The sequence below is a fragment of the Pseudomonas sp. Pso3 genome, from assembly GCF_055393275.1.
The window spans coordinates 2,061,780-2,082,357 of sequence record NZ_AP043687.1; the positions used below are offsets into that span (position 1 = coordinate 2,061,780).

The 20,578-nt window shown below is 68.4% G+C and carries 19 protein-coding genes; 12 read left to right on the plus strand and 7 right to left on the minus strand.

Annotation, left to right across the window (positions count from 1 at the left end):
- Positions 1-191: 191 nt before the first annotated feature.
- From ACZ5R1_RS09660 to ACZ5R1_RS09680, 5 genes are read left to right on the plus strand one after another with little or no spacing between them, the layout of a single operon-like run.
- Positions 192-1,574, plus strand: a complete 1,383-nt coding sequence (locus tag ACZ5R1_RS09660) for a glutamine synthetase family protein (protein ID WP_042133650.1) — start codon at positions 192-194, stop codon at positions 1,572-1,574.
- An 11-nt stretch (positions 1,575-1,585) separates the two neighbouring features.
- A complete protein-coding gene (locus tag ACZ5R1_RS09665) occupies positions 1,586-3,079 on the plus strand; it encodes an aldehyde dehydrogenase (protein ID WP_074582868.1) in 1,494 nt (497 codons plus the stop codon).
- A 55-nt stretch (positions 3,080-3,134) separates the two neighbouring features.
- Entirely contained in the window at positions 3,135-4,412 is a 1,278-nt protein-coding gene (locus ACZ5R1_RS09670; RefSeq protein ID WP_464713106.1) for an NAD(P)/FAD-dependent oxidoreductase, read from the plus strand.
- Between the two features lie 45 nt (positions 4,413-4,457).
- Positions 4,458-5,204: a gamma-glutamyl-gamma-aminobutyrate hydrolase family protein gene (locus tag ACZ5R1_RS09675; protein WP_278897085.1), complete on the plus strand. Its 747-nt coding sequence runs from the start codon at positions 4,458-4,460 to the stop codon at positions 5,202-5,204.
- 58 nt (positions 5,205-5,262) lie between these two features.
- Positions 5,263-6,804, plus strand: coding sequence for an APC family permease (locus tag ACZ5R1_RS09680; RefSeq protein ID WP_464713107.1), 1,542 nt, complete (start codon positions 5,263-5,265; stop codon positions 6,802-6,804).
- 30 nt (positions 6,805-6,834) lie between these two features.
- On the opposite strand, the gene ACZ5R1_RS09685 is transcribed toward ACZ5R1_RS09680, so the two are convergent.
- Positions 6,835-7,980 carry an MFS transporter gene (locus tag ACZ5R1_RS09685; RefSeq protein WP_464713276.1) on the minus strand — a complete coding sequence of 382 codons (1,146 nt, stop codon included), beginning with the start codon at positions 7,978-7,980 and terminating at the stop codon, positions 6,835-6,837.
- Between the two features lie 173 nt (positions 7,981-8,153).
- On the opposite strand from ACZ5R1_RS09685, the gene ACZ5R1_RS09690 reads away from it, so the two are divergent.
- Positions 8,154-8,765, plus strand: a complete 612-nt coding sequence (locus ACZ5R1_RS09690; protein ID WP_044342576.1) for a TetR/AcrR family transcriptional regulator — start codon at positions 8,154-8,156, stop codon at positions 8,763-8,765.
- Between the two features lie 16 nt (positions 8,766-8,781).
- On the opposite strand, the gene ACZ5R1_RS09695 is transcribed toward ACZ5R1_RS09690, so the two are convergent.
- Together ACZ5R1_RS09695 and ACZ5R1_RS09700 are read right to left on the minus strand one after the other, a co-directional pair.
- Positions 8,782-9,321 (minus strand): nuclear transport factor 2 family protein, encoded by a 540-nt coding sequence (locus ACZ5R1_RS09695; RefSeq protein ID WP_027602036.1) that lies wholly within the window; start codon positions 9,319-9,321, stop codon positions 8,782-8,784.
- A 205-nt stretch (positions 9,322-9,526) separates the two neighbouring features.
- On the minus strand, positions 9,527-11,233 hold the full coding sequence (locus ACZ5R1_RS09700; protein ID WP_027602037.1) for an amidase: 1,707 nt from the start codon (positions 11,231-11,233) through the stop codon (positions 9,527-9,529).
- A gap of 228 nt (positions 11,234-11,461) precedes the next feature.
- On the opposite strand from ACZ5R1_RS09700, the gene ACZ5R1_RS09705 reads away from it, so the two are divergent.
- Complete coding sequence (locus ACZ5R1_RS09705; RefSeq protein WP_027602038.1) at positions 11,462-12,400, plus strand: cation diffusion facilitator family transporter; 939 nt, start codon at positions 11,462-11,464, stop codon at positions 12,398-12,400.
- Positions 12,401-12,407: 7 nt separating this feature from the next.
- Here ACZ5R1_RS09705 and ACZ5R1_RS09710 read toward each other — a convergent pair whose 3' ends face one another.
- Both ACZ5R1_RS09710 and ACZ5R1_RS09715 read right to left on the minus strand, forming a co-directional pair.
- On the minus strand, positions 12,408-13,664 hold the full coding sequence (locus ACZ5R1_RS09710; RefSeq protein ID WP_464713108.1) for a DUF2254 domain-containing protein: 1,257 nt from the start codon (positions 13,662-13,664) through the stop codon (positions 12,408-12,410).
- Between the two features lie 6 nt (positions 13,665-13,670).
- The gene (locus tag ACZ5R1_RS09715) at positions 13,671-14,303 is read right to left on the minus strand and encodes a cyclodeaminase/cyclohydrolase family protein (RefSeq protein WP_464713109.1); all 633 of its coding nucleotides are present in this window, start codon (positions 14,301-14,303) and stop codon (positions 13,671-13,673) included.
- 185 nt (positions 14,304-14,488) lie between these two features.
- On the opposite strand from ACZ5R1_RS09715, the gene ACZ5R1_RS09720 reads away from it, so the two are divergent.
- The 4 genes from ACZ5R1_RS09720 to ACZ5R1_RS09735 all read left to right on the plus strand — a co-directional run bounded on the left by ACZ5R1_RS09720 (position 14,489) and on the right by ACZ5R1_RS09735 (position 17,925).
- Positions 14,489-15,856, plus strand: a complete 1,368-nt coding sequence (locus tag ACZ5R1_RS09720; protein WP_027599676.1) for a GntT/GntP/DsdX family permease — start codon at positions 14,489-14,491, stop codon at positions 15,854-15,856.
- A 13-nt stretch (positions 15,857-15,869) separates the two neighbouring features.
- Positions 15,870-16,421: a chromate transporter gene (locus ACZ5R1_RS09725; protein ID WP_027602041.1), complete on the plus strand. Its 552-nt coding sequence runs from the start codon at positions 15,870-15,872 to the stop codon at positions 16,419-16,421.
- A complete protein-coding gene (locus ACZ5R1_RS09730; RefSeq protein ID WP_007158686.1) occupies positions 16,418-16,942 on the plus strand; it encodes a chromate transporter in 525 nt (174 codons plus the stop codon). Before ACZ5R1_RS09725 ends, ACZ5R1_RS09730 begins: the two co-directional genes overlap by 4 nt.
- A gap of 71 nt (positions 16,943-17,013) precedes the next feature.
- The gene (locus tag ACZ5R1_RS09735; protein WP_077172616.1) at positions 17,014-17,925 is read left to right on the plus strand and encodes a bestrophin family protein; all 912 of its coding nucleotides are present in this window, start codon (positions 17,014-17,016) and stop codon (positions 17,923-17,925) included.
- Between the two features lie 409 nt (positions 17,926-18,334).
- Here ACZ5R1_RS09735 and ACZ5R1_RS09740 read toward each other — a convergent pair whose 3' ends face one another.
- Together ACZ5R1_RS09740 and ACZ5R1_RS09745 are read right to left on the minus strand one after the other, a co-directional pair.
- Positions 18,335-18,529, minus strand: coding sequence for a DUF1272 domain-containing protein (locus ACZ5R1_RS09740; protein WP_027602043.1), 195 nt, complete (start codon positions 18,527-18,529; stop codon positions 18,335-18,337).
- Between the two features lie 16 nt (positions 18,530-18,545).
- Entirely contained in the window at positions 18,546-19,532 is a 987-nt protein-coding gene (locus ACZ5R1_RS09745) for a GlxA family transcriptional regulator (protein WP_007158683.1), read from the minus strand.
- Between the two features lie 137 nt (positions 19,533-19,669).
- On the opposite strand from ACZ5R1_RS09745, the gene scpB reads away from it, so the two are divergent.
- Entirely contained in the window at positions 19,670-20,416 is a 747-nt protein-coding gene (scpB, locus tag ACZ5R1_RS09750) for an SMC-Scp complex subunit ScpB (RefSeq protein WP_464713110.1), read from the plus strand.
- The last annotated feature ends 162 nt before the right edge of the window (positions 20,417-20,578 follow it).

A 20,578-nucleotide genomic window follows, 5' to 3' on the forward strand; every position in this document is an offset into this window, starting at 1 on the left:
TCCTTTGTCGATTCGCCGATATGGGTTGCGCTCATGCCAATTTATACTGGCCCGGCCCCCCAAGGGCAATCAGGTGGAAGGGCGGACCTTGCAGACAGGGTCGGCGCCTGCAGCAACCACCGCCCACAGCCACGCTGCCAGACCCGCACGAGCAAGCACAACGAAGCGGGCCAGCGTCAAGGATGCCTCCCATGAATTCGATATCCCCCCGCGTCGTCCAGCTCACCGAAGCCAACGGCTTTCTCAAGGAGCACCCCGAGATCCAGTACGTCGATCTGTTGATCACCGACATGAACGGCGTCATCCGGGGCAAGCGCGTCGAGCGGGCCAGTCTCTCCAAGGTCTATGAGCGCGGCATCAATCTGCCGGCCTCGCTGTTCGCCCTGGACATCAACGGCTCCACGGTGGAAAGCACCGGCCTGGGCCTGCACATCGGCGACGCCGACCGCACCTGCTTTCCCATCCCTGGCACCCTGAGCTACGAACCCTGGCAGAAGCGCCCGACCGCGCAACTGCTGATGACCATGCACGAACAGGACGGCTCGCCATTCTTCGCCGATCCGCGCGAGGTGCTGCGCCGGGTGGTGAAGAAGTTCGACGACCTGGGGCTGACCATCTGCGCCGCCTTCGAACTGGAGTTCTATCTGATCGACCAGGAGAACGTGAACGGCCGGCCGCAACCGCCGCGCTCGCCGATCTCCGGCAAGCGACCGGTCTCCACCCAGGTCTATCTGATCGACGACCTGGACGAATACGTGGATTGCCTGCAGGACATGCTGGAAGGCGCCAAGGAGCAGGGGATACCGGCAGACGCCATCGTCAAGGAATCCGCGCCGGCGCAATTCGAGGTCAACCTGCATCACGTCGAAGACGCCATCAAGGCCTGCGACTACGCGGTGCTGCTCAAGCGGCTGATCAAGAACATCGCCTACGACCATGAAATGGATTCCACCTTCATGGCCAAGCCCTATCCCGGCCAGGCGGGCAACGGCCTGCACGTGCACATTTCGCTGCTGGACAAGCAGACCGGGCAGAACATCTTTGCCACCGGCGATCCCGAGCACCATGCGCCGCTGCGCCATGCCATCGCCGGCATCCTCGAAACCCTGCCGGCGTCGATGGCCTTTCTCTGCCCGAACGTCAACTCCTACCGCCGCTTCGGCGCCCAGTTCTATGTGCCCAATGCGCCGAGCTGGGGCCTGGACAACCGCACCGTGGCGGTGCGCGTGCCCACCGGCAGCAGCGAGGCGATCCGCATCGAACACCGGGTCGCCGGGGCCGATGCCAATCCCTATCTGATGATGGCCTCGATCCTCGCCGGCATTCACCACGGCATGACCCAGCGCCTGGAGCCCTGCGCCCCGGTCAGTGGCAACTCCTATGAGCAGCTCGAACAGAGCCTGCCCAACAACCTGCGCGACGCCCTGCGCCAGCTGGACGACAGTGCGGTGATGAATCAGTACATCAGCCCCGAGTACATCGACATCTTCGTCGCCTGCAAGGAAGCCGAGCTGGAGGAGTTCGAGACCACCATCTCCGACCTCGAATACAACTGGTACCTGCACACCGTCTAGGAGGCGTGATCATGACCGTGCTGACGCAACAGGACTGGGAGCAGCGTGCCCAGGCGTTGACCATCGAAGCCCGTGCCTTCATCGACGGCCGCTACCAGGCCGCCCAGGGCGGCGCGACCTTCGCCGACCTGAGTCCGGTGGATGGTCGCCCGCTGGCCCGGGTGGCCAGTTGCATGGCCGAGGATGCCGAGCTCGCCGTGCAGGCTGCGCGGGCGAGCTTCGCGCGAGGCGACTGGGCCCATCGGGCACCGGCGCAGCGCAAGCGGGTGCTGATCGCCTTCGCCGATCTCTTGCTGGCCCATGCCGAGGAGCTGGCGCTGCTGGAAACCCTGGACATGGGCAAGCCGATCAGCGATTCGCTCGCCATCGATGTGCCGGCGGCGGCCAATGCCATCCGCTGGAGCGCCGAGGCCATCGACAAGGTCTACGACGAGGTGGCGCCCACGCCGCGCGACCAGCTCGGCCTGGTGACCCGCGAACCGGTCGGGGTGGTCGCGGCCATCGTGCCCTGGAATTTCCCGCTGATGATGGCCTGCTGGAAACTGGGGCCGGCGCTGGCCACCGGCAACTCGGTGATCCTCAAGCCGTCCGAGAAGTCGCCGCTGACCGCCATTCGCATCGCTGCCCTGGCGCTGGAGGCCGGCATTCCGGCGGGCGTGTTCAACGTGCTGCCCGGCTACGGCCACACCGTCGGCCAGGCGCTGGCGCTGCACCCGGACGTCGATACCCTGGTCTTTACCGGTTCCACCCGCATCGCCAAGCAGCTGCTGGTTTATGCCGGCGAGTCGAACATGAAGCGCGTCTGGCTGGAGGCGGGTGGCAAGAGCCCCAACATCGTCTTCGCCGACGCCCCGGACCTCAGGGCCGCAGCCGAGGCAGCCGCCGCAGCCATCGCCTTCAACCAGGGCGAGGTGTGCATCGCCGGCTCGCGGCTGCTGGTCGAGCGCTCGATCAAGACGCGCTTCCTGGCCTTGGTGGCGGAGGCGCTGCAGGCGTGGACGCCCGGCCATGCCCTGAATCCCGATACCCGCGTCGGCGCCCTGGTGGACGAGGGCCATCTGCGCACCGTGCTGGAGTTCATCGAGGCCGGCCGCGCCGAGGGGGCGCGACTGGTGAGCGGCGGCGAGCGGGCCCTGAGCGAAACCGGTGGCAGCTACGTCACGCCGACTATCTTCGAAGGCGTGGACAACGCCATGCGCATCGCTCGGGAAGAGATCTTCGGCCCGGTGCTGGCGGTGATCGACTTCGATGGCGAAGCGGAGGCCGTGCGCATCGCCAATGACACCCCCTATGGCCTGGCCGCCGCCGTCTGGACGAGCGACCTCTCCCGCGCCCATCGCGTGGCCCGCGCCTTGCGTGCGGGCAGTGTCTGGGTCAACCAGTATGATGGCGGCGACATGACGGCGCCCTTCGGCGGCTTCAAGCAGTCCGGCAACGGACGCGACAAGTCGCTGCACGCCTTCGACAAATACACCGAACTCAAGGCGACCTGGATCAAGCTCTGAACAGGCGCGGCGGCCAGGGCGTTCGCGCCGGAGCCGCAGGCAGAGGAATCTCACCATGCAGCAACACGTCGGCAGTTACTACGCGGCTTCGCGCAACATTCACACCGAATACCCGGTGCTCCAGGGCAGTGTCGACAGCGACGTCTGCATCATCGGCGCCGGTTACACCGGGCTTTCCACCGCGCTGTTCCTGCTGGAGCACGGCTTCAGCGTGACGGTGCTGGAAGCGGCGCGGGTCGGCTTCGGCGCCTCCGGGCGCAATGGTGGCCAGATCGTCAACAGCTACAGCCGCGACATCGATACCATCGAGCGCCAGCTGCCACCCAGGCAGGCGCAACTGCTGGGCGAAATGGCCTTCGAGGGCGGTCGCATCATTCGCGAGCGCATCGCTCGCTATGGCATCCAGTGCGATCTCAAGGACGGTGGCGTCTTCGCCGCCCTGACCGGCAAGCAGCTCGGTCACCTGGAAGCCCAGCAGAAGCTCTGGGAGCGCTACGGCCATACCCAGCTGCAGCTGCTCGACAAGGCCGGCATCGGCAGGGTGGTCGGCACCGATCGCTACCTGGGTGGCCTGCTGGACATGAGCGGCGGCCATATCCACCCGCTCAACCTGGCCCTAGGCGAGGCGGCGGCCGTGGCGTCCCTGGGCGGCAAGATCTACGAGCAAAGCGCGGCCACCCGCATCGACCGCGGCGCCAACCCCGTGGTGCATACCGCTCAGGGTCAGGTGAAGGCGCGCTTCGTGGTGGTCGCCGGCAACGCCTACCTGGGCGGGCTGGTGCCGGAACTGGCCGCCAAGTCCATGCCTTGCGGCACCCAGGTGCTCACCACCGAGCCGCTGTCCGAGGAGCTGGCGCGCAGCCTGCTGCCCCAGGACTATTGCGTCGAGGACTGCAACTACCTGCTCGACTACTTCCGCCTCAGCGCCGATCGCCGGCTGATCTACGGCGGGGGCGTGGTCTATGGCGCGCGGGATCCGGCGGACATCGAGGCCATCATCCGGCCGAAGATGCTGCAGACCTTTCCGCAACTCAAGGGCGTGAAGATCGATTTCACCTGGACCGGCAACTTCCTGCTGACGCTGTCGCGGCTGCCCCAGGTGGGCCGCCTCGGTGACAACATCTACTACTCCCAGGGCTGCAGCGGTCACGGCGTCACCTACACCCACCTGGCCGGCAAGGTGCTGGCCGAGGCCCTGCGCGGCCAGGCCGAGCGCTTCGATGCCTTCGCCGGCCTGCCGCACTATCCCTTCCCGGGCGGGCAACTCCTGCGCGTGCCCTTCACCGCTCTGGGCGCGACCTACTACCAGTTGCGCGATCGCCTCGGTATCTGACCCTGTCCGCCCGCCGGCTACCGGCGGGCACTCTGGAGGTAAGCCATGTCCCCTATGCCCCTCATCGGCGTGACGGCGTGCCGGCAGACGCTCGGCAAATACGATTCCCATACCGTCGGCGACAAGTACGTCGAGGCGGCGGGTCATGCCGGCGTGCCGGTGGTGCTGCCGGCGCGCAGCGTGCCGAGCGATCCGCAGGCGCTGCTGGCGCACCTTGACGGTCTGCTGTTCACCGGCTCGCCTTCCAATGTCGAGCCCCATCACTATCAGGGACCGGCAAGTCTCGCCGGCACCCACCACGATGCTGCGCGCGACGCCTACACCCTGCCGCTGCTGCGCCTGGCCATCGACCGCGGTATCCCGGTGTTCTGCATCTGCCGCGGCTTTCAGGAGCTGAACGTGGCCCTGGGTGGCAGCCTGCACCAGCGCGTCCAGGAGCTGCCCGGGCATGCCGATCACCGCGAGCCCCAGAGCGAGCTGCTCGCCGAGCAGTACGCGCCCACGCACCCGGTCGCGGTGCCGCCGGGCGGGGTGTTCGAGCGCCTCGGCCTGCCGGCCAGCTTCCAGGTGAATTCGCTGCACAGCCAGGGTATCGCGCGCCTGGCGCCTGGGCTGCGCATCGAGGCCCAGGCGCCGGATGGCCTGGTGGAAGGGGTATCCCTGGCCGACGCGCCCGGTTTCGTCGTCGGGGTGCAGTGGCATCCCGAGTGGAATTTCCGCGACAACCCCGAATCCCTGGCGCTGCTGGACGCGTTTCGTGACGCCTGCCAACGCCATGCCGCCGCGCGCTAGGCACCTTGCCGCACACGCCGCACTCTGAATAACAAGACCAACAGCAGGACAGAGACCTATGACTGAACAGCGCAAGGGCACGCCGGTCGGCGGCTCGGACACCGCCGGGCCGGCAGCCCTGGCCGATCCGTCCGCCAAGGGCCTGGCCGCCGGCTCCCTCGGCCTGCTCGCCTGCGTGGTGCTGGGCATCTCCACCATCGCCCCCGTCTACACCCTGACCGGCGCCCTGGGCCCCACCGTGCGCGAGGTGGGCGTCTATCTGCCGGCGGTCTTCATCGTCGGCTTCCTGGCGATGCTGCTGGTGGCCCTGGGGTATCGCGAGCTGAACGCGGTTGATCCGGACAGCGGCACCTCCTTTACCTGGTCGACCCGCGCCTTCGGTCCCATGATCGGCTGGATCGGCGGCTGGGGCCTGGTCACGGCCACCACCATCGTGCTGTCCAACCTCGCCGGGGTGGCGGTGGACTTCTTCTATCTGTTCCTCGCCCAGCTCAGCGGCCGGGCCGAGTTGGCGGCGCTGTCGCAGCACCTGCTGGTGAACGTCGTCACCTGTTGCGTCTTCATCGCCATCGCGGTCTGGATCAGCTGTCGCGGCATCGGCATGACCATGAGCGTCCAGTACGGTCTGGTGGCCCTGCAGCTGCTGGTACTGATCGGCTTTTCCCTGGCGGCCTTCAATGCCGCGCCCGAGGCGGCGCCGGTGGTCTTCCACCCGGAGTGGTTCAACCCCTTCAATGTCGAATCCTTTTCCGCCTTTGCCGCGGGGCTGTCGCTGTCGATCTTCATCTTCTGGGGCTGGGATGTCTGCCTCACGGTGAGCGAGGAATCGGTGGGCAGCCAGAAGGTGCCGGGGCGGGCGGCCACGGTCACGGTGCTGCTGATCCTGCTGCTGTACCTCTTCACCGCGGCGGCGACCCTGCAATTCGCCGGCATCAGCGAAGCCGGCCTGGGCCTGGGCAATCCGGAGATCCAGGAAAACGTCTTCGCCCACCTGGCCGGTCCGGTAATGGGGCCGCTGGCGATCCTGATGTCCATCGCGGTGCTGGCCAGCACCGCCGCCTCGCTGCAGTCCACCTTCATCTCCCCGGCGCGCACCCTGCTGGCGATGGGGTACTACGGCGCGGTGTCGCGGCGCTTCGCTCATATCTGCCCGAGATCGCGCACGCCGCGCTATGCCACCATCGCCGCGGGCATCGCCACCGGCGGCTTCTATGTGGTCATGCGTACCCTGAGCGACAACGTCCTGGCGGACACCATCACCGCCCTGGGCATGATGATCTGCTTCTACTACTCGCTGACCGCCTACGCCTGCGTCTGGTACTTCCGCCGCAGCCTGTTCGACAGCCTGCGCCATGCGCTGCTGCGCGGCCTCTGCCCGCTGCTGGGTGCCATCATCCTTTCGGTGATCTTCTGGCAGACCGCCATCGCCAGCCTCTCGCCGGACTTCGGCAGCGGCTCCCACCTCGGCGGCATCGGCCTGGTGTTCATCATCGCCGTGACGATCCTGGCACTGGGTCTGGTGCTGATGCTGTTCGCCCGCTGGCGCGCGCCGGCGTTCTTCCAGGGCGAGACCCTGGAAGCACTTCCGCACCGGGGCTGAGGAGGTGGGCAGGGCGCCCGCCCCCCGGGGTCAGTGACCCATGACCGCTGAGCCGCTCGCCCGGGTGCCGGCGGGAAAGCCGTGGCGCCGGGCAGTGGCGGCGATGGCCAGGGCGCTCAGGGACAGCGCCACCACCGCCCAGCTCAGCGCCTGGGGGCCGATGCCGTCCAGCAACAGGCCGCCGAGGATGCCGCCCCCGGCGATGGCGCTGTTCCAGGTCACCACGTTCATCGCCAGAGCAGCATCGGCGCCACTCCCCGCGGTATCCGCCAGGGCGGTCTGCAGCAGGGTGGCCGCACCGCCAAAGGTCAGGCCCCAGCCAAAGACGCCCAGGTACTGCAGCGACGCCGAGTCACGATTGAGTCCCAGCAGCAGCGCGATCGCGGCGAAGCCGAGGAGACTCAGCAGCACCGCCCGCCGCAGGCTGTGGTCGACGATCCGCCCGGTGATCCAGATCCCCAGCAAGGACGCCGCCCCGAAGGTCAGCAGCACCCGGTCGACCTGGTGGCCCAGCCCGGCCTGGGCGACGAAGGGGGCGATATAGGTGTAGAGCAGGTTGTGGGCCAGCATCCAGGTAAAGACCACGCCGAGGATGGCGCGAATGCCGGGCGTGGCGAACACCTGGCGCAGCGGCAGGCGCTGCCCCTCGGTCTGCCCCGGATAGTCGGGCACCTTGGCCAGCACCCAGACGATCAGGCCGAGGGTGAGGGCGGACATGCAGGCAAAGGCCAGCCGCCAGCCCAGCAGCCCGCCCAGCCAGGTCCCCAGGGGTACGCCCAGCGACAGGGCGACCGGCGTGCCGAGCATGGCGATGGCCATCGCCCGCCCTTGCAGGCGCGGCACTACCAGGCGCCGGGCATAGCCGGCCAGCAGACTCCAGGCGAGGCCGGCCGCGGCCCCGGCGGCGAAGCGGGCGACCAGGGTCAGCGGATAGCTGGAGGAGAGCGCGGTGAGGGTGTTGAACAGCAGAAAGCCCAGGATGGTCGCCAGCAGCACCCGGCGACGCCGCCAGCGCGCCGTCGCCAGGGTGAGGGGGATGGCGGCAGTCAGCGAGCCGGCGGCATAGGCGGTCACCGTCTGCCCGGCCAGGGCATTGGAGACCTGGAGTCCCTGGGCGATCCCGGGGAGCAGGCCGGCGGGCAGGGTCTTGGTCATGATGCAGATGAAGCCGGTCATCGCCAGCGCCAGCAGCGCGGCCACTGGCAGGCGTTCAGGGTTGGGGGTCGCGGTCACGGCTAGGCTCCTTGGATATGTATCGATCGGTATATATCTAAGCAGCAGGTCCTCTAGCTGGTCAATGAATTCTGTATCGTCTAGTATAAAAATCGATTTTGACGAGGAGTACGGCTGTGGCTCAGGTGGGGCGTCCGCGGTCCTTCGACCGCACCCAGGCAATCGATGACGCGATGCTGCTGTTCTGGCGCTATGGCTATGAGGCGACCTCCCTGAGTCGGCTCAAGGCGGCGATCGGCGGCGGCATCACCGCGCCCAGCTTCTATGCGGCCTTCGGTTCGAAGGAGGCGCTGTTCAAGGAGGTAGTCGCCCGCTACATGGAGACCCATGGCCGGGTGAACGATCCGCTGTTCGACGAGACCCTGGCCCCGCGGGAGGCGATCGCCTCGGCCCTCGGGCGTTCCGCGCGGATGCAGTGCGACGAGCGCCTGCCCAAGGGCTGCCTGGTGGCGCTCGGCACCCTGGGCTCCTATGCGGATGAAGACTCCAGCATTCCGCTGCCCCTGCGCGAGGCCCGTGCCCGGATCCGCGCCGGTCTGCTGGCCTGCGTCAGGCGCGGTATCGACCGTGGCGATCTCGCGGCGGGCACCGAAGCGCCTGTCCTGGCGACGCTGTTCGAAGGCTTGCTGCTGGGCATTTCACCCATGGCGCGGGATGGCGTGGCGTTGCCCGTGATCGAGGGCGCCATCGCCCTGGCGCTGACGCTCTGGGACGCTCATCGGCCGTGATCGCACGGGGGTGGCGTCAGGGCGCCTGCCGTTCTGCGCTGGGCATGGCGGGCGAGGAGTCTGCCAGGGCTATGCGGTCGATGACGTCCTGGTAGGGGACGAGATCGAGAAAGGCCTCGACCTGGGTCGCCCGTGCCCCGTCCATCCTGAAGATCCACACGTATTCGTTGCGATAGGGCGCCCCATCGCGCGCGGTGGCCGTACCCATCCAGCGCACCACGACCTGATCCTCGCGTGCCCAGATGCCCTCGACCCGGGGCACGATGGGCGTGGCCAGGCGCTGCGCGAAGGGGCGTACGGCGCGTTGCAGAAAATCCTCGCGGCCATGGTAGGTGCCCGCTGCCGGACCGCTGCCCCGGATGGTCCAGACCACCGTGGGCGAGAGCAGGTCGTCGAACAGACTGCCGCGGCCCGCGCTCCAGTTCGCGAAGGCCCGTTCGACCAGGCGTTGGTTGCGTTCAGCGGTGGATTCGGCGGCTGCGACGCCGCTCCAGAGAACACTCAAAAGGGCGAGCGCCAGCAGCGCGCTTCCGGTCAGACGTTTGGCTGGATTCATGGCGGTAGGCTCGTGCAGGTCGGAATGAGGTGGGCAGCGGCGCCGGCAAACGGCACCTGCCTGGAACCCACCTTAGGCCGCTGGCGGCGTCCGCATAACCGGCCCGTGGCTGGACACTCCGGTTAGCGCGCCTTGACGCCAGGGGGCATCCTCCGATTCCGGCCGCCGGGTGACGCCTGGCGGCCAGCGTCCACGCCGTCTCCGCTCAACCCACCAGCGGCGGCGTCCGTGGCGGTATCTGGCGCTTGGAGCCGGTCGCCTCGTAGGCGGCGGCCAGGCGCAGCAGGTTGGCGTCGTCATAGGCGCGACCGGCGAAGGTCAGGCCCACCGGCATGCCGATGTCGGCCATCACGCCCATGGGCACGGTCACGGTCGGCACGCCCAGGTGGCGGATGGCGAGGTTGCCGTTGGCGACCCAGACGCCGTTGCTCCAGGCGATGTCGGCCGAAGCGGGATTGATCTCGGCATCCGCCGGGGCCACGTCGGCCACGGTGGGAAAGAGCACCGCGTCCAGGCCCTGGGCTTCCAGCCAGTCTTCCAGGTCCAGCTTGCGCGTCCGTTCCAGGCCGCGCAGGCCGTCGGGGAGGGTGGCGATCTGCTCCAGGGTCTTGAGTCCCCGCTCGGCCATGCGCACGTATTCGGCCATGCCGGCGGCCAGGTCGCCTTCCCGATTGGGCAGGGTGCCGGGCTCGTGGGGAAAGATCAGCTCGCCGTCGACGTCCACCAGGCGATTGAGCCTGGGATCGTTGTTGTCGCGCAGGAAGGTGTCGAAGCCCCAGGCGGACAGGTCCCAGAGTTCGTCATGGAGAAATTCCCGGGAGACGATGCCGCGGTTGAACACCGTGGGTGCGCCGGGGCGGTCGCCTTCGCAATTGGAGACCAGCGGGAAGTCCACCTCGATCACGCTGGCGCCAGCGGCTTCCAGGGCCGTGCGGGCCTGTTCCCAGAGGGCGATCACCGAGTCGCGGGTCTGGATGCGCTGGCCGGTGGGACCGCCGATGCCGGGATTCTCGCTGGTGCCGGCGTCCGGATCCTGGTTGATGAACATGCGCGGCACGCCCAGGCGCTTGCCGGCCAGAGCATTGGGACCGGTGGCCAGGGCCGGGTAGGACGCCGGACGTACCGCCGAGGCCAGCGGCAGCGGCACCCAGGGTTGCAGGCGCCAGAGGTCGCCGGAGGTATCGGGATCGTCGGCCACCACCACGTCGAGCACTTCCAGCAGATCGGCCATGGTGCGGGCATAGGGCACCACCACGTCCATGGTCGGCGTCAGCGGCCAGTTGCCGCGCACCGAGATGATTCCGCGCGAGGGGGTGTAGGCGCACAGGCCGTTGTTGGACGCCGGGCCGCGGCCGCTGGACCAGGTTTCCTCGGCCAGGCCGAAGGCGGCGAAGCTGGCCGCGGTGGCGGTGCCAGCGCCATTGGAGGAGCCGGAGGCGAAGGGCGCGGTCAGGTAGCCGGCGTTGTAGGGGCTTTCGGCGCGGCCATAGACGCCGCGCTGCATGCCGCCGTTGGCCATGGGCGGCATGTTGGTCTTGCCCAGGCAGATGGCGCCGGCGGCGCGCAGCCGCTCGACGGTGAAGGCGTCGCGCTGGGCGACCAGGTTCTTGAAGGCCGGGCTGCCGGAGGCGGCGGTAAGGCCCTTGACCAGGTAGCTGTCCTTGGCCGTGTAGGGGATGCCGTCCAGCGGCCCCAGGGTCTCACCGCGGGCGCGCCGGCGATCGGACGCGGCGGCTTCGGCCAGGGCCTCGGGGTTGCGCACCACCACGGCATTGAGCGCGGTGGCGCTGCTGGGTGGATCGTAGGCGTCGATCCGGGCCAGGTAGGCCTCGACCAGCGCTACCGCAGTGGTCTGGCCGGTTTCGAGTGCGCGACGCAACTCGGCGATGGAGCGTTCGGTAACTTCGATCATGGTGGGTCGCCGTTGAGGATTCCACGGTATGGGACAGGCGGCTGCCAGAGATCCCGGGAGAAAAAAGCACCGCTGCAGTGTACACCCGAAGCCCACCGCCTTTTGATTGCGTCCGCGCATGGAAGCCTTGCCGGACCGCCCATGCAGGTTGAGCTGTCGGCCTCTATGCTTGGCGTTAACTCAACCCGTTGGCCACGCCTGGAGGCGATCCCGTGGCCGGAGTCGATCATGCTGAAATGGCTGAGCAACGAGCGCAGGGTGCTGCGCTTTTCCATTGCCGTCACGGTGCTGCTGGCGGCCGTGGGTATCGCCTTCGGGGTGCTGTCCGGTTCCTATGCCATCGTCTTCGACGGCTTCTATTCGCTGACGGACGCCTTCATGAGCGGCGTGGCGCTGCTGGTGGCCATGCTGATCCACCGGCATGCGCAGGAACCGGAGGGCGATCGGCGGTTGGCCGAGCGCTTCAACATGGGTTTCTGGCACCTCGAACCCATGGTCCTGGCGCTCAACGGCAGCGTGCTGTGCATCGTGGCCTGTTACGCGCTGGTCAACTCGATCATCAGCCTGATGAGTGGCGGCAAGGCACTGGCATTCGGCATGGCGCTGCTCTATGCGCTGGTCGCGGCCTTGAGTTGCTTTGGATTCGCCGCCCTGGTGCACCGGTTGAACCGCGACATCCAGTCGGACTTCCTCAGGCTCGACATCAAGAGCTGGATCATGTCGGGCAGCATCTCGGCTGCCCTGGTGGTGGCCTTCCTGATCGGCGCCCTGGCCCAGGGCACGGCCTATGCCTGGGTCACGCCCTACATCGATCCCCTGGTGCTGTCGATCATCTCCGTGCTGATCATCCCCATACCGCTCAGGCTGGTCTGGCAGGCCGTCAGGGAGATCCTCATGGTGACCCCGCCGGAGCTCAAGCGGCAGGTCGATGAAGTCGCCCGGGGCATGGTCACGCGCTTCGGCTTTCTCGACTATCGCGCCTATGTGGCCAAGGTCGGCCGGGCGCGGCAGATCGAGCTGTACTTCATCGTGCCCCTGGGGTGGCCGGCCAAGACCCTGGACGAATGGGACGCCATCCGCGACCAGATCGGCGAGGCCATCGGCGGCGAGGGGCCGGACCGCTGGCTGACCATCGCCTTCACCACCGATCCGGCCTGGTCGCGCTAGCGCTGCACTACTGGCGCGCCGTGCAGAGGCGTTCGACGTCCGCGGCCAGCTGCTGGAGGATGACGCGGTCCTCGGCCTGGCCAAGGGTGGCCTCGGCGCGGGCCAGCGCCAGGCGCGAATGGCGCAGGCACTCGCGCCTGATCCGGGCATCGCCCTGGACCGCCAGGCGCGCCAGGGCTTTCTGCAGCCGCATGCCCACTTCCACCAGCGGCGCCGCATCGCGACCCACCGGCAGGAAGAAGTCGTCGAACAGGTCATCCAGCGACAGCTCCGGCACCTCGATCCGCGGATAGCGGGGCTCGACCGCATCCCGCGGTTCGGTGAGCGCCGTCAGCAGCCGTTGCGCGCGACCGAGGATGGCGATGGCGGTGCCCGAGTCGCTGCGCGAGGGCACCAGCGCCCCGGTGGCGATCTCGCCGAGCACCGTCAGGCCGAAGCGCGGATCCTGGTCGTGTACCCGCCGGGCATCCAGGGTGAAGGCGGTGCGCAGACGCTGGTCCTTTTCCGGTGGCAGGCCCTCGACCCAGAGCAGCGGCTGCGCCGGATCGAGAAAGGCGCCGGGCAGAACGGCCAGACGCAGGCGACCCTGGTCGCCGCAGAGGTCCGCCAGCAGCGGCATGTCCACCCGTTGCAGATAGCCGGTGCGATCGGCCATGACCGGGCGGCCGCTGGCGGGCTCATCGACGGGCGCCGCCACCCCGCCCAGGTAGGGCTGGGCCAGCCAGCGCTGCAGACTGTGTCTGGCGGCGTCCTCGATGCTGTCGCTGGTGGCATCCAGCTGGCCCAGTCGCGAGAGATGGTCGATCCAGCGCAGCAGGGTAAAGACGATCAGCAGGATCACCACCAGGGTCACGGCGAAGAGCACCACCCGGCCGTTGTCGCCGTAGAGCCCGGTGCTCAGGGCGATGATGCCGACCAGGCTGAACAGGAAGGAGCCGAGAAAGGTGGCCAGGGCGTTCTGGGTGGTGCTGTCTTCCAGGAGCAGCGGATAGGCACGGGGCGTCACGCTGCTGGCGGCGGCGTTGTAGGCCGTCACCATGGTGCTGAGGGAAAAGGTGGTCACCGCCAGCATGCTGCTGGCGATGATGGTGAGGATCTTGTCGACCGCATCGGCGCCGACCTTGGCCGGCAGCGAGGTCGGGATATGGTCGCGCAGGAGCAGGGCGAGGAGGGCGGTCGCCACCCCGGCGACCGAGAACAGGGTGGCGCGAAACCACAGGCGTCGCTGCAGTCCGCGCAGGACCCAGCCCAGGCGGGCCAGCACCGCGCGTCAGCCCATGGCCGGCGGTACGGGGGTGGCGCTCAGCTGGGCGAGACGCTGGTCGGCCTGCTGCTGGAGCTTGTCGCGCATCTGCCGGGCGGCCTCCCGGGCGTCACCGGATTTCAGGCCATTGCGGTCGGCATCCACGGTGGTGAGCACGGCGCCCAGGGCACCATGGACCAGGCGGCCACCGGCCAGGGTGTCGCTGCGCAGCGGCTCGACGGTGAGCGGCGTGGCCGTGGCGGCCAGGTCCAGGGCCTCCAGGCACAGCTGGGCGGTGGCGATGGGGATCTGCACGGCATTGGCCGCGGCCAGATTGAGCGCCTGCTGGCGGCGTTCGCCCTCGGCACTGGCGCCGCTGGCCTGGCGATCGGCTTCCAGGTAGTTGGCGAAAGCCTGCACATCGGCATCGGCACAGGTGCTCAGGGCTTCCTGCAGGCGCTCGCCGACGGTGATCAGGTCGGCGTGGCGGGTCACCGGTTGGCGCTGCTGGCTGAGCTTGAGGCCCTTGAGGATCAGGGCGACACCCAGGCAGGCCGCCACGGTGGCCGCCGCGCCACTGCCCGGGGTGGGCAGGGTGGAGCCGGTGCCGTCGCGGAACTGGGCGAGGGTCTGCTGCCAGAGAGTAGAGGTTTCGTTCATGCCAACCGCCTGCAAGCAAAGGGTAAGGGATTCGGTCACGACCGAACGCTGTTTGGATCGTGCGAAACGGCTGAGGTTCGCAAGCTAAGTGCAATAAGCGACAGGCTTTATTTCGATTTACGTCGTACCTCGGCCGGCGTTTCGGTTAAGGTGATCCTGAAACAATAAGTTACAAGGAGTCACCTGTGGATCCTGCTGCGCTCGCCTGGGTCGCCCATGACACCCGGCTGATCTCGTGCTGCCTGGCCGCCATTCTGGCCATCGTCCTGCTCATCGGCGTCACCCGTCTGCCGCCCTTCCTGTCCATTCTCATCGGCACCTTCATCGCCGGCCTGGGCGCCGGCTTGCCCGCCGAAGGCGTGGCCAAGGCCTTCAGCAAGGGTGCGGGCGGCATCCTCGGCGAGGCCGGCATCATCATCGCCCTGGGCTCCATGCTCGGCGCGCTGATGGCCGAGTCCGGCGCCGCCGACCGCATCGCGAGTACCCTGCTGGGGCTGGGCAAGGGCCGCAGCCTGCCGTGGGTGATGGCGCTGGTGGCCATGGTCATCGGCCTGCCGCTGTTCTTCGAAGTGGGCCTGGTGCTGATGGTGCCCATCATCTTCGTCATGGCGCAGCGCTCCGGACAGCCGCTGCTGCGCATCGCCATTCCGGCGCTGGCGGGCATGACCACCCTGCATGCTCTGCTGCCGCCGCATCCCGGTCCGCTCATTGCGGTCGGGGCGCTGCACGCGGACCTCGGTCTGACCATGCTCCTGGGGTTGGCGATCGCCATCCCGGCGGTGATCCTGGCCGGGCCGCTGTACGGCGGCTGGCTGTCGCGGCGCATGACCATCCAGCCGCCGGCGGAACTGGGCGAGCTGTTCAGCGCCCGCGACCAGCACGCCCGCCAGCCGGGTTTCGGCCTGTCGCTCCTGGTGATCCTGCTGCCGGTGCTGCTGATGCTGGGCAGCACCTTCGCCAAGGTCGCCCTGGATCCCCACAGCGGCCTGGCGGAGGGGCTGAAGTTTCTCGGTGAACCCCTGATCGCCCTGGGTCTCGCCGTGCTGGCGGCCACGGTGCTGCTCGGCTGGGGCAGCGGCATGCCGCGCGAGCGCGTCGGTGGCGTGCTGCGCAAGAGCCTGGCACCCATCGCCGCGCTCCTGCTCACCATCGGCGCCGGCGGCGGCCTCAAGCAGACACTGCTCGACGCCGGCGTCAGCCATACCGTGGCCAAGGTGGCCGAAGGCGCCCATCTGCCCTACATCCTGCTGGCCTGGCTGATCGCCGTGGCGCTGCGCCAGGCGACCGGTTCGGCGACGGTAGCCACCACCACCACGGCCGGGATCCTCGCGCCGGTGGTGGCCGGGCTGGCCGGTCCTCAGGCTTCGCTGATCGCCCTGGCCATCGGCGCCGGCTCGGTGTTCTTCTGCCACGTCAACGACGCCGGCTTCTGGATGGTGCGCGAATACTTCGGCCTGGAGCTCAAGCAGACGCTGTGGGTCTGGTCGGTGCTGCAGACGCTGGTTTCCGTCACCGGCCTCGCGGGTACGCTATTGTTGTCGCTCTGGCTCTAGCTGAGAGGTGCCCATGGAGACCGCTCCCACCCTGAACCGCCCGCGCCGCCGCGATCTGTTCCTGGGCTTCTTCGGCCTGGGTATCACGGCCTTCGGCGGGGTGTTGCCGCTGGCGCGGCGCTACCTGGTGGAGAAGCGTCGCTGGCTGTCGGCGGAGGAATTCACCGAGTTGCTCGGTCTCTGTCAGTTCCTGCCGGGTGGCAACATCATCAATCTCTCGGTGGCGGTGGGCATGAGATTCGCCGGCTGGAGCGGCGCCCTGGCCGCTGCCGCCGGACTGCTGGTGGGGCCGACCCTGGTGGTGGTCGGCCTGGGCGTGCTCTATGACCGCTACCACGACGATCCGCTGGTGGGGCGCGCCTTCGCCGGACTCGCCGCCGCGGCGGCCGGGCTGCTGGTGGCCATGGCCGTCAAGCTGGTCCAGCCCCTGCGCGGTCGCTGGCTGGCCCTGGGCATCGCCTGCCTGGCCTTTCTCGCCCTGGCGCTGCTCAAACTGCCGCTGCTCTGGACCATGCTGGTGCTCACCCCCATCAGCGTGCTGCTCAGCTATCGGCAGGGCCTATGAGCACGACTCTCCTGGCCCTGGCGCTGATCTTCACCCAGCTGTCGCTGCTGGCCTTTGGCGGCGGTAACTCGGTGCTGCCGGAGATGCAGCGCCAGGTGGTGACGGTGCACGGCTGGATGAGCGCCGCCGACTTCGCCGCCCTGTTCGCCCTGGCCCAGGCCGCGCCCGGTCCCAACCTCATGATCGTGCCGCTGATCGGCTGGCACGTGGCCGGCTGGCCGGGGCTGCTGGTGACCTCCCTGGCCAAGTTCGTGCCGTCCTCGCTGCTGACCCTTGGCGTGCTACACCTCTGGCAGCGCTTCGCCGATCGCCCCTGGCGGCGGCATCTGCAGGCCGGGCTGGTGCCGGTCACCGTCGGCCTGGTGGCGGCCAGCGCCTGGCTGGTGGGCAGCAGCGTGGCCACCGCGCCGCTGTGGGTGCTGATCCTGGCCGCAGGCGCCCTGGGCTCGCTGTTCACCCGCTGGCATCCGCTGTGGCTGCTGGCCGGCGGGGCCCTGGTCGGGGTGCTGTTCGGACCCTGAACCGCGAGGGGCCCCAGGCACCGCCGGACGCGGATAGCGTCGAAGTCCTTACCTCAATCGAGAACACCGCTGTGATCACCCGTCCCCAGAATCCCTCGTTGCGCGAGCTGCTGTTCACCGTGCGCGGCTCCATCGTCCAGGCGATCTGGCCCAAGCTGCTCTATGTGGTGCTGCTGAGCCTGGCGGTGACCCTGAGCCATGACGTCTTCCTGCGCTTCGACTTCGGCCTGACCACCACGCCGCTGACGCTCTGGGGTCTGACCCTGGCGATCTTTCTCGGCTTTCGCAACACCACCGCCTACCAGCGCTTCTGGGAGGCGCGCGGTCTGTGGGGCGAATTGCTGATCGCCGGGCGCAACCTGGCGCGCCAGGTGGAGACCCTGGTACCGGGCCTGACTGCGCCTGAGCGCCGCCAACTGCTGACTCCGCTGCTGGCCTTTGGTTATGCCCTGCGTGACCACCTACGCCGTGAAGCGCCGTCGGCCGATCTGCAGCGCGTGTTGGTGGGAGAGGATGCTTTGCTCGCGGCACCGCACCGACCCAGCGCGCTGATCCGCCGGCTGGGCACCCGGCTGGTCGCCAGGGCCCGCGAGGAAGGCCTCGGCGATCCGCTGATCGCCAACCTCGACCACCAGCTGGACCGGCTGACCGCGGTGCTCAGCGGCTGCGAGCGCATCCGCCAGACGCCCATTCCCTATCCCTACATCCTGATGCTGCACCGGGTGGTGCACGTCTATTGTTTCCTGCTGCCGTTCTGCCTGGTGGACAGCCTGGGCTGGTTCACGCCCCTGGCGGTGCTGGTGCTGGCCTACACCTTCTTCGGCCTGGACGCCCTGGGCGACCAGATCGCCGATCCCTTCGGCACCCAGCCCAACCACCTGCCACTGGACGCCCTCAGCCGCGGCCTGGAGATCGCCGTGCTGGACCTGCTGGGCGAGCCTACGCCCGAGCCGATCCGGGCGGAGGCGGGGTTGTTGCGGTGAGGGCAGGGCGGATAGCCCCCTATCCCCGTGGGAGAGGGCTGGAGTGAGGGCACGCCTCACCGCGGACACTGGGCACGACAGTGCGCCCACGGTGATAGCCCGATGACCGATCGGCAGCTACCGGTTCCGCAAGCGCCGAACGCCTGCACGAATAGCCCCCTCTCCCCGTGGGAGAGGGTTGGGGTGAGGGCACGCCTTACCGCTGACACTGGGCACTACAGTGCGCCTACGGTAATAGCCTGACGATCGATCGGGAGCCTACCGGTTCCGCGAGCGCCGAACGCCTGCACGAATAGCCCCCTCTCCCTGTGGGAGAGGGTTGGGGTGAGGGCACGCCTCACCGCGGACGCCCAGTGGAAAAGGCTGCGCCGTTTTCCACGCTACGGCTGTCGATACGCCCGGCGTCGATTCAATCTTCCGGGTCCTTTGGTACCCGCCGCGGTCGCCTGAGCAACTCCCCCTGGCAATTCGGGCAGCGCTGCTGTAACGGCCCCGCGGCGCATTCCGCGCAAAAGGTGCACTCATAGGAGCAGATCAGCGCCTCCTCGCTCTCCATCGGCAGCGCCTTGGCGCAGTGTTCACACGAGCTACGCATGTCCAGCATGACTGTCTCTCCCTGATCAGGCGCCAAAACGCGCCGCGTAGTCCTGGGGGCTGACCGCCAGGTGCTTGTGAAAGGTGCGCCGGAGATTTTCCGGATGGCCGAAGCCGCACAGGCGTGAGACCGTGGCGATGGAGGCCTGGCCGTCCTGCAGGAGCACCCGCGCCGTCTCCAGGCGGACCTGCTCGACATAGCGCCCCGGTCCCATGCCCACCTCGCGGCTGAACAGGCGCGACAGGGTGCGCGGCGCCATATGGGCGCGTTCGGCCAGGCGCTCAAGACCCAGGTCTTCCCCCAGGTGACCGGGAATCCAGTCGAGCAGGGCGGCCAGTCGCGGCGTCCGCCCCGGGTCAGGGGCCAGGCAGGCGCTGAATTGCGCCTGGCCACCGGGGCGGCGCAGGAACATCACCAGCCGGCGCGCCACCGCCAGGGCCAGAGGGCGCCCGAGATCGGCTTCCACCAGCGCCAGCGCCAGGTCGATGCCGGCGGTGACACCGGCCGAGGTGAAGACATGGGGATCGCCATCGCGTCCCTGGGGATCGTAGGTATGCAGGCGATCGCCCTGCACCGCGATGGCCGGAAAGGTCGCGAGTTCGTCGACATAGGCCCAGTGGGTGGTGGCGCGCCGGCCGTCCAGCAGCCCGGCACTGGCCAGCAGCAGGGCGCCGGAACACACCGAGCCGAGTCGTCGTACCCGGGGTTCCAAGTCGCGCAGCCAGGCCAGCAGCCCGGCGTCCTGGCGCAGCGTCTCGATGCCCAGGCCGCCGGGAACGAGCAGGGTGTCCACCTCGCCCACGTCGAGGTCGTACCAGCTCTGTTCGGCCTGGATGCCGATCCCGGCGGAGGTACGCACCAGCCCTTCGGCGGCGCCCAGCAGGCGCAACTGATAGTGGGCGGGCAGCCCCTGGCGCTCCCGTTCCAGATTAGCCGAGGCGAACACCTGCAGCGGACCGGTGACGTCCAGACTCATGACATCGGGATAGAGCAGGGCGGCGATCAGCGGCATGGGTGGCTCTCCGTAGCGATCTGCCGAGGATGCCCTGGCCGCCAGGCTGGCGACAAGGTCAAACACCCCACGAATCTGGCCATCCTGCGACAGGTTGGATTTGGCGGCACCCGCGCCCGGCCTTATCATCGCCGCCCATGAACTACACCGATCCCAAGCAACTGGCGCCGCTGCTGGAAGCCATCCTGCTCGCCGCCGGCCGACCTCTGACCCTGGAGCGCCTGGCCGAACTCTTCGAAGAGTACGAACGCCCCGAGCCCGCCCACCTGCGTGCTGGTCTCGCGGTGCTCGGCGGCTCCTGCCGCAAGCGCGGCTTCGAACTCAAGGAAGTGGCCTCCGGCTATCGTCTACAGGTGCGCGAAAAGTACGCGCCCTGGGTCGGACGGCTCTGGGAAGAGCGCCCGCCGCGCTATTCCCGCGCCATGCTGGAGACCCTGGCGCTGATCGCCTATCGCCAGCCCATCACCCGCGGCGAGATCGAGGAGGTGCGCGGGGTGGCGGTCAACAGCCAGATCGTCAAGACGCTGCTGGAGCGCGACTGGATCCGCGTGGTCGGCTATCGCGACGTGCCCGGGCGCCCGGCCATGTTCGCCACCACAAAGACCTTTCTCGACTATTTCGACCTGCGCAGCCTCGACCAACTGCCGCCCCTGGCCGAAGTCCGCCAACTGGAGCCCGAGCCGGCCTCGGTGCTGGAAGACCCCGAACTGAGCCTGGCGGCCCTGGGCGTCGGTGATGCGGAAGAAGCGGAGGAGGGCTCCCTGGTGCTTCCCGAACGAACCAGCTTCCGCACCCTGCTCACCGAGCTGGACGCCATGGAAACCGGCCTTAAGACCGATTTCGATGATCTGCAGCAGGCGGCGGACGAGGAAGACCAGGGTTGAGTCGGGCCCGTTGGGCTTCGCGTTGCTCAACCCAACCTTCACGCTGAACCGCCCCTTTCCCGCCGAAAGCAGACCCCTTGCTCGAACAGCCCCCTCTCCCTCGGGGAGAGGGTTGGGGTGAGGGCACGCTTCACGATGAAGGCCCAGGCGGAAAAGGCTGCG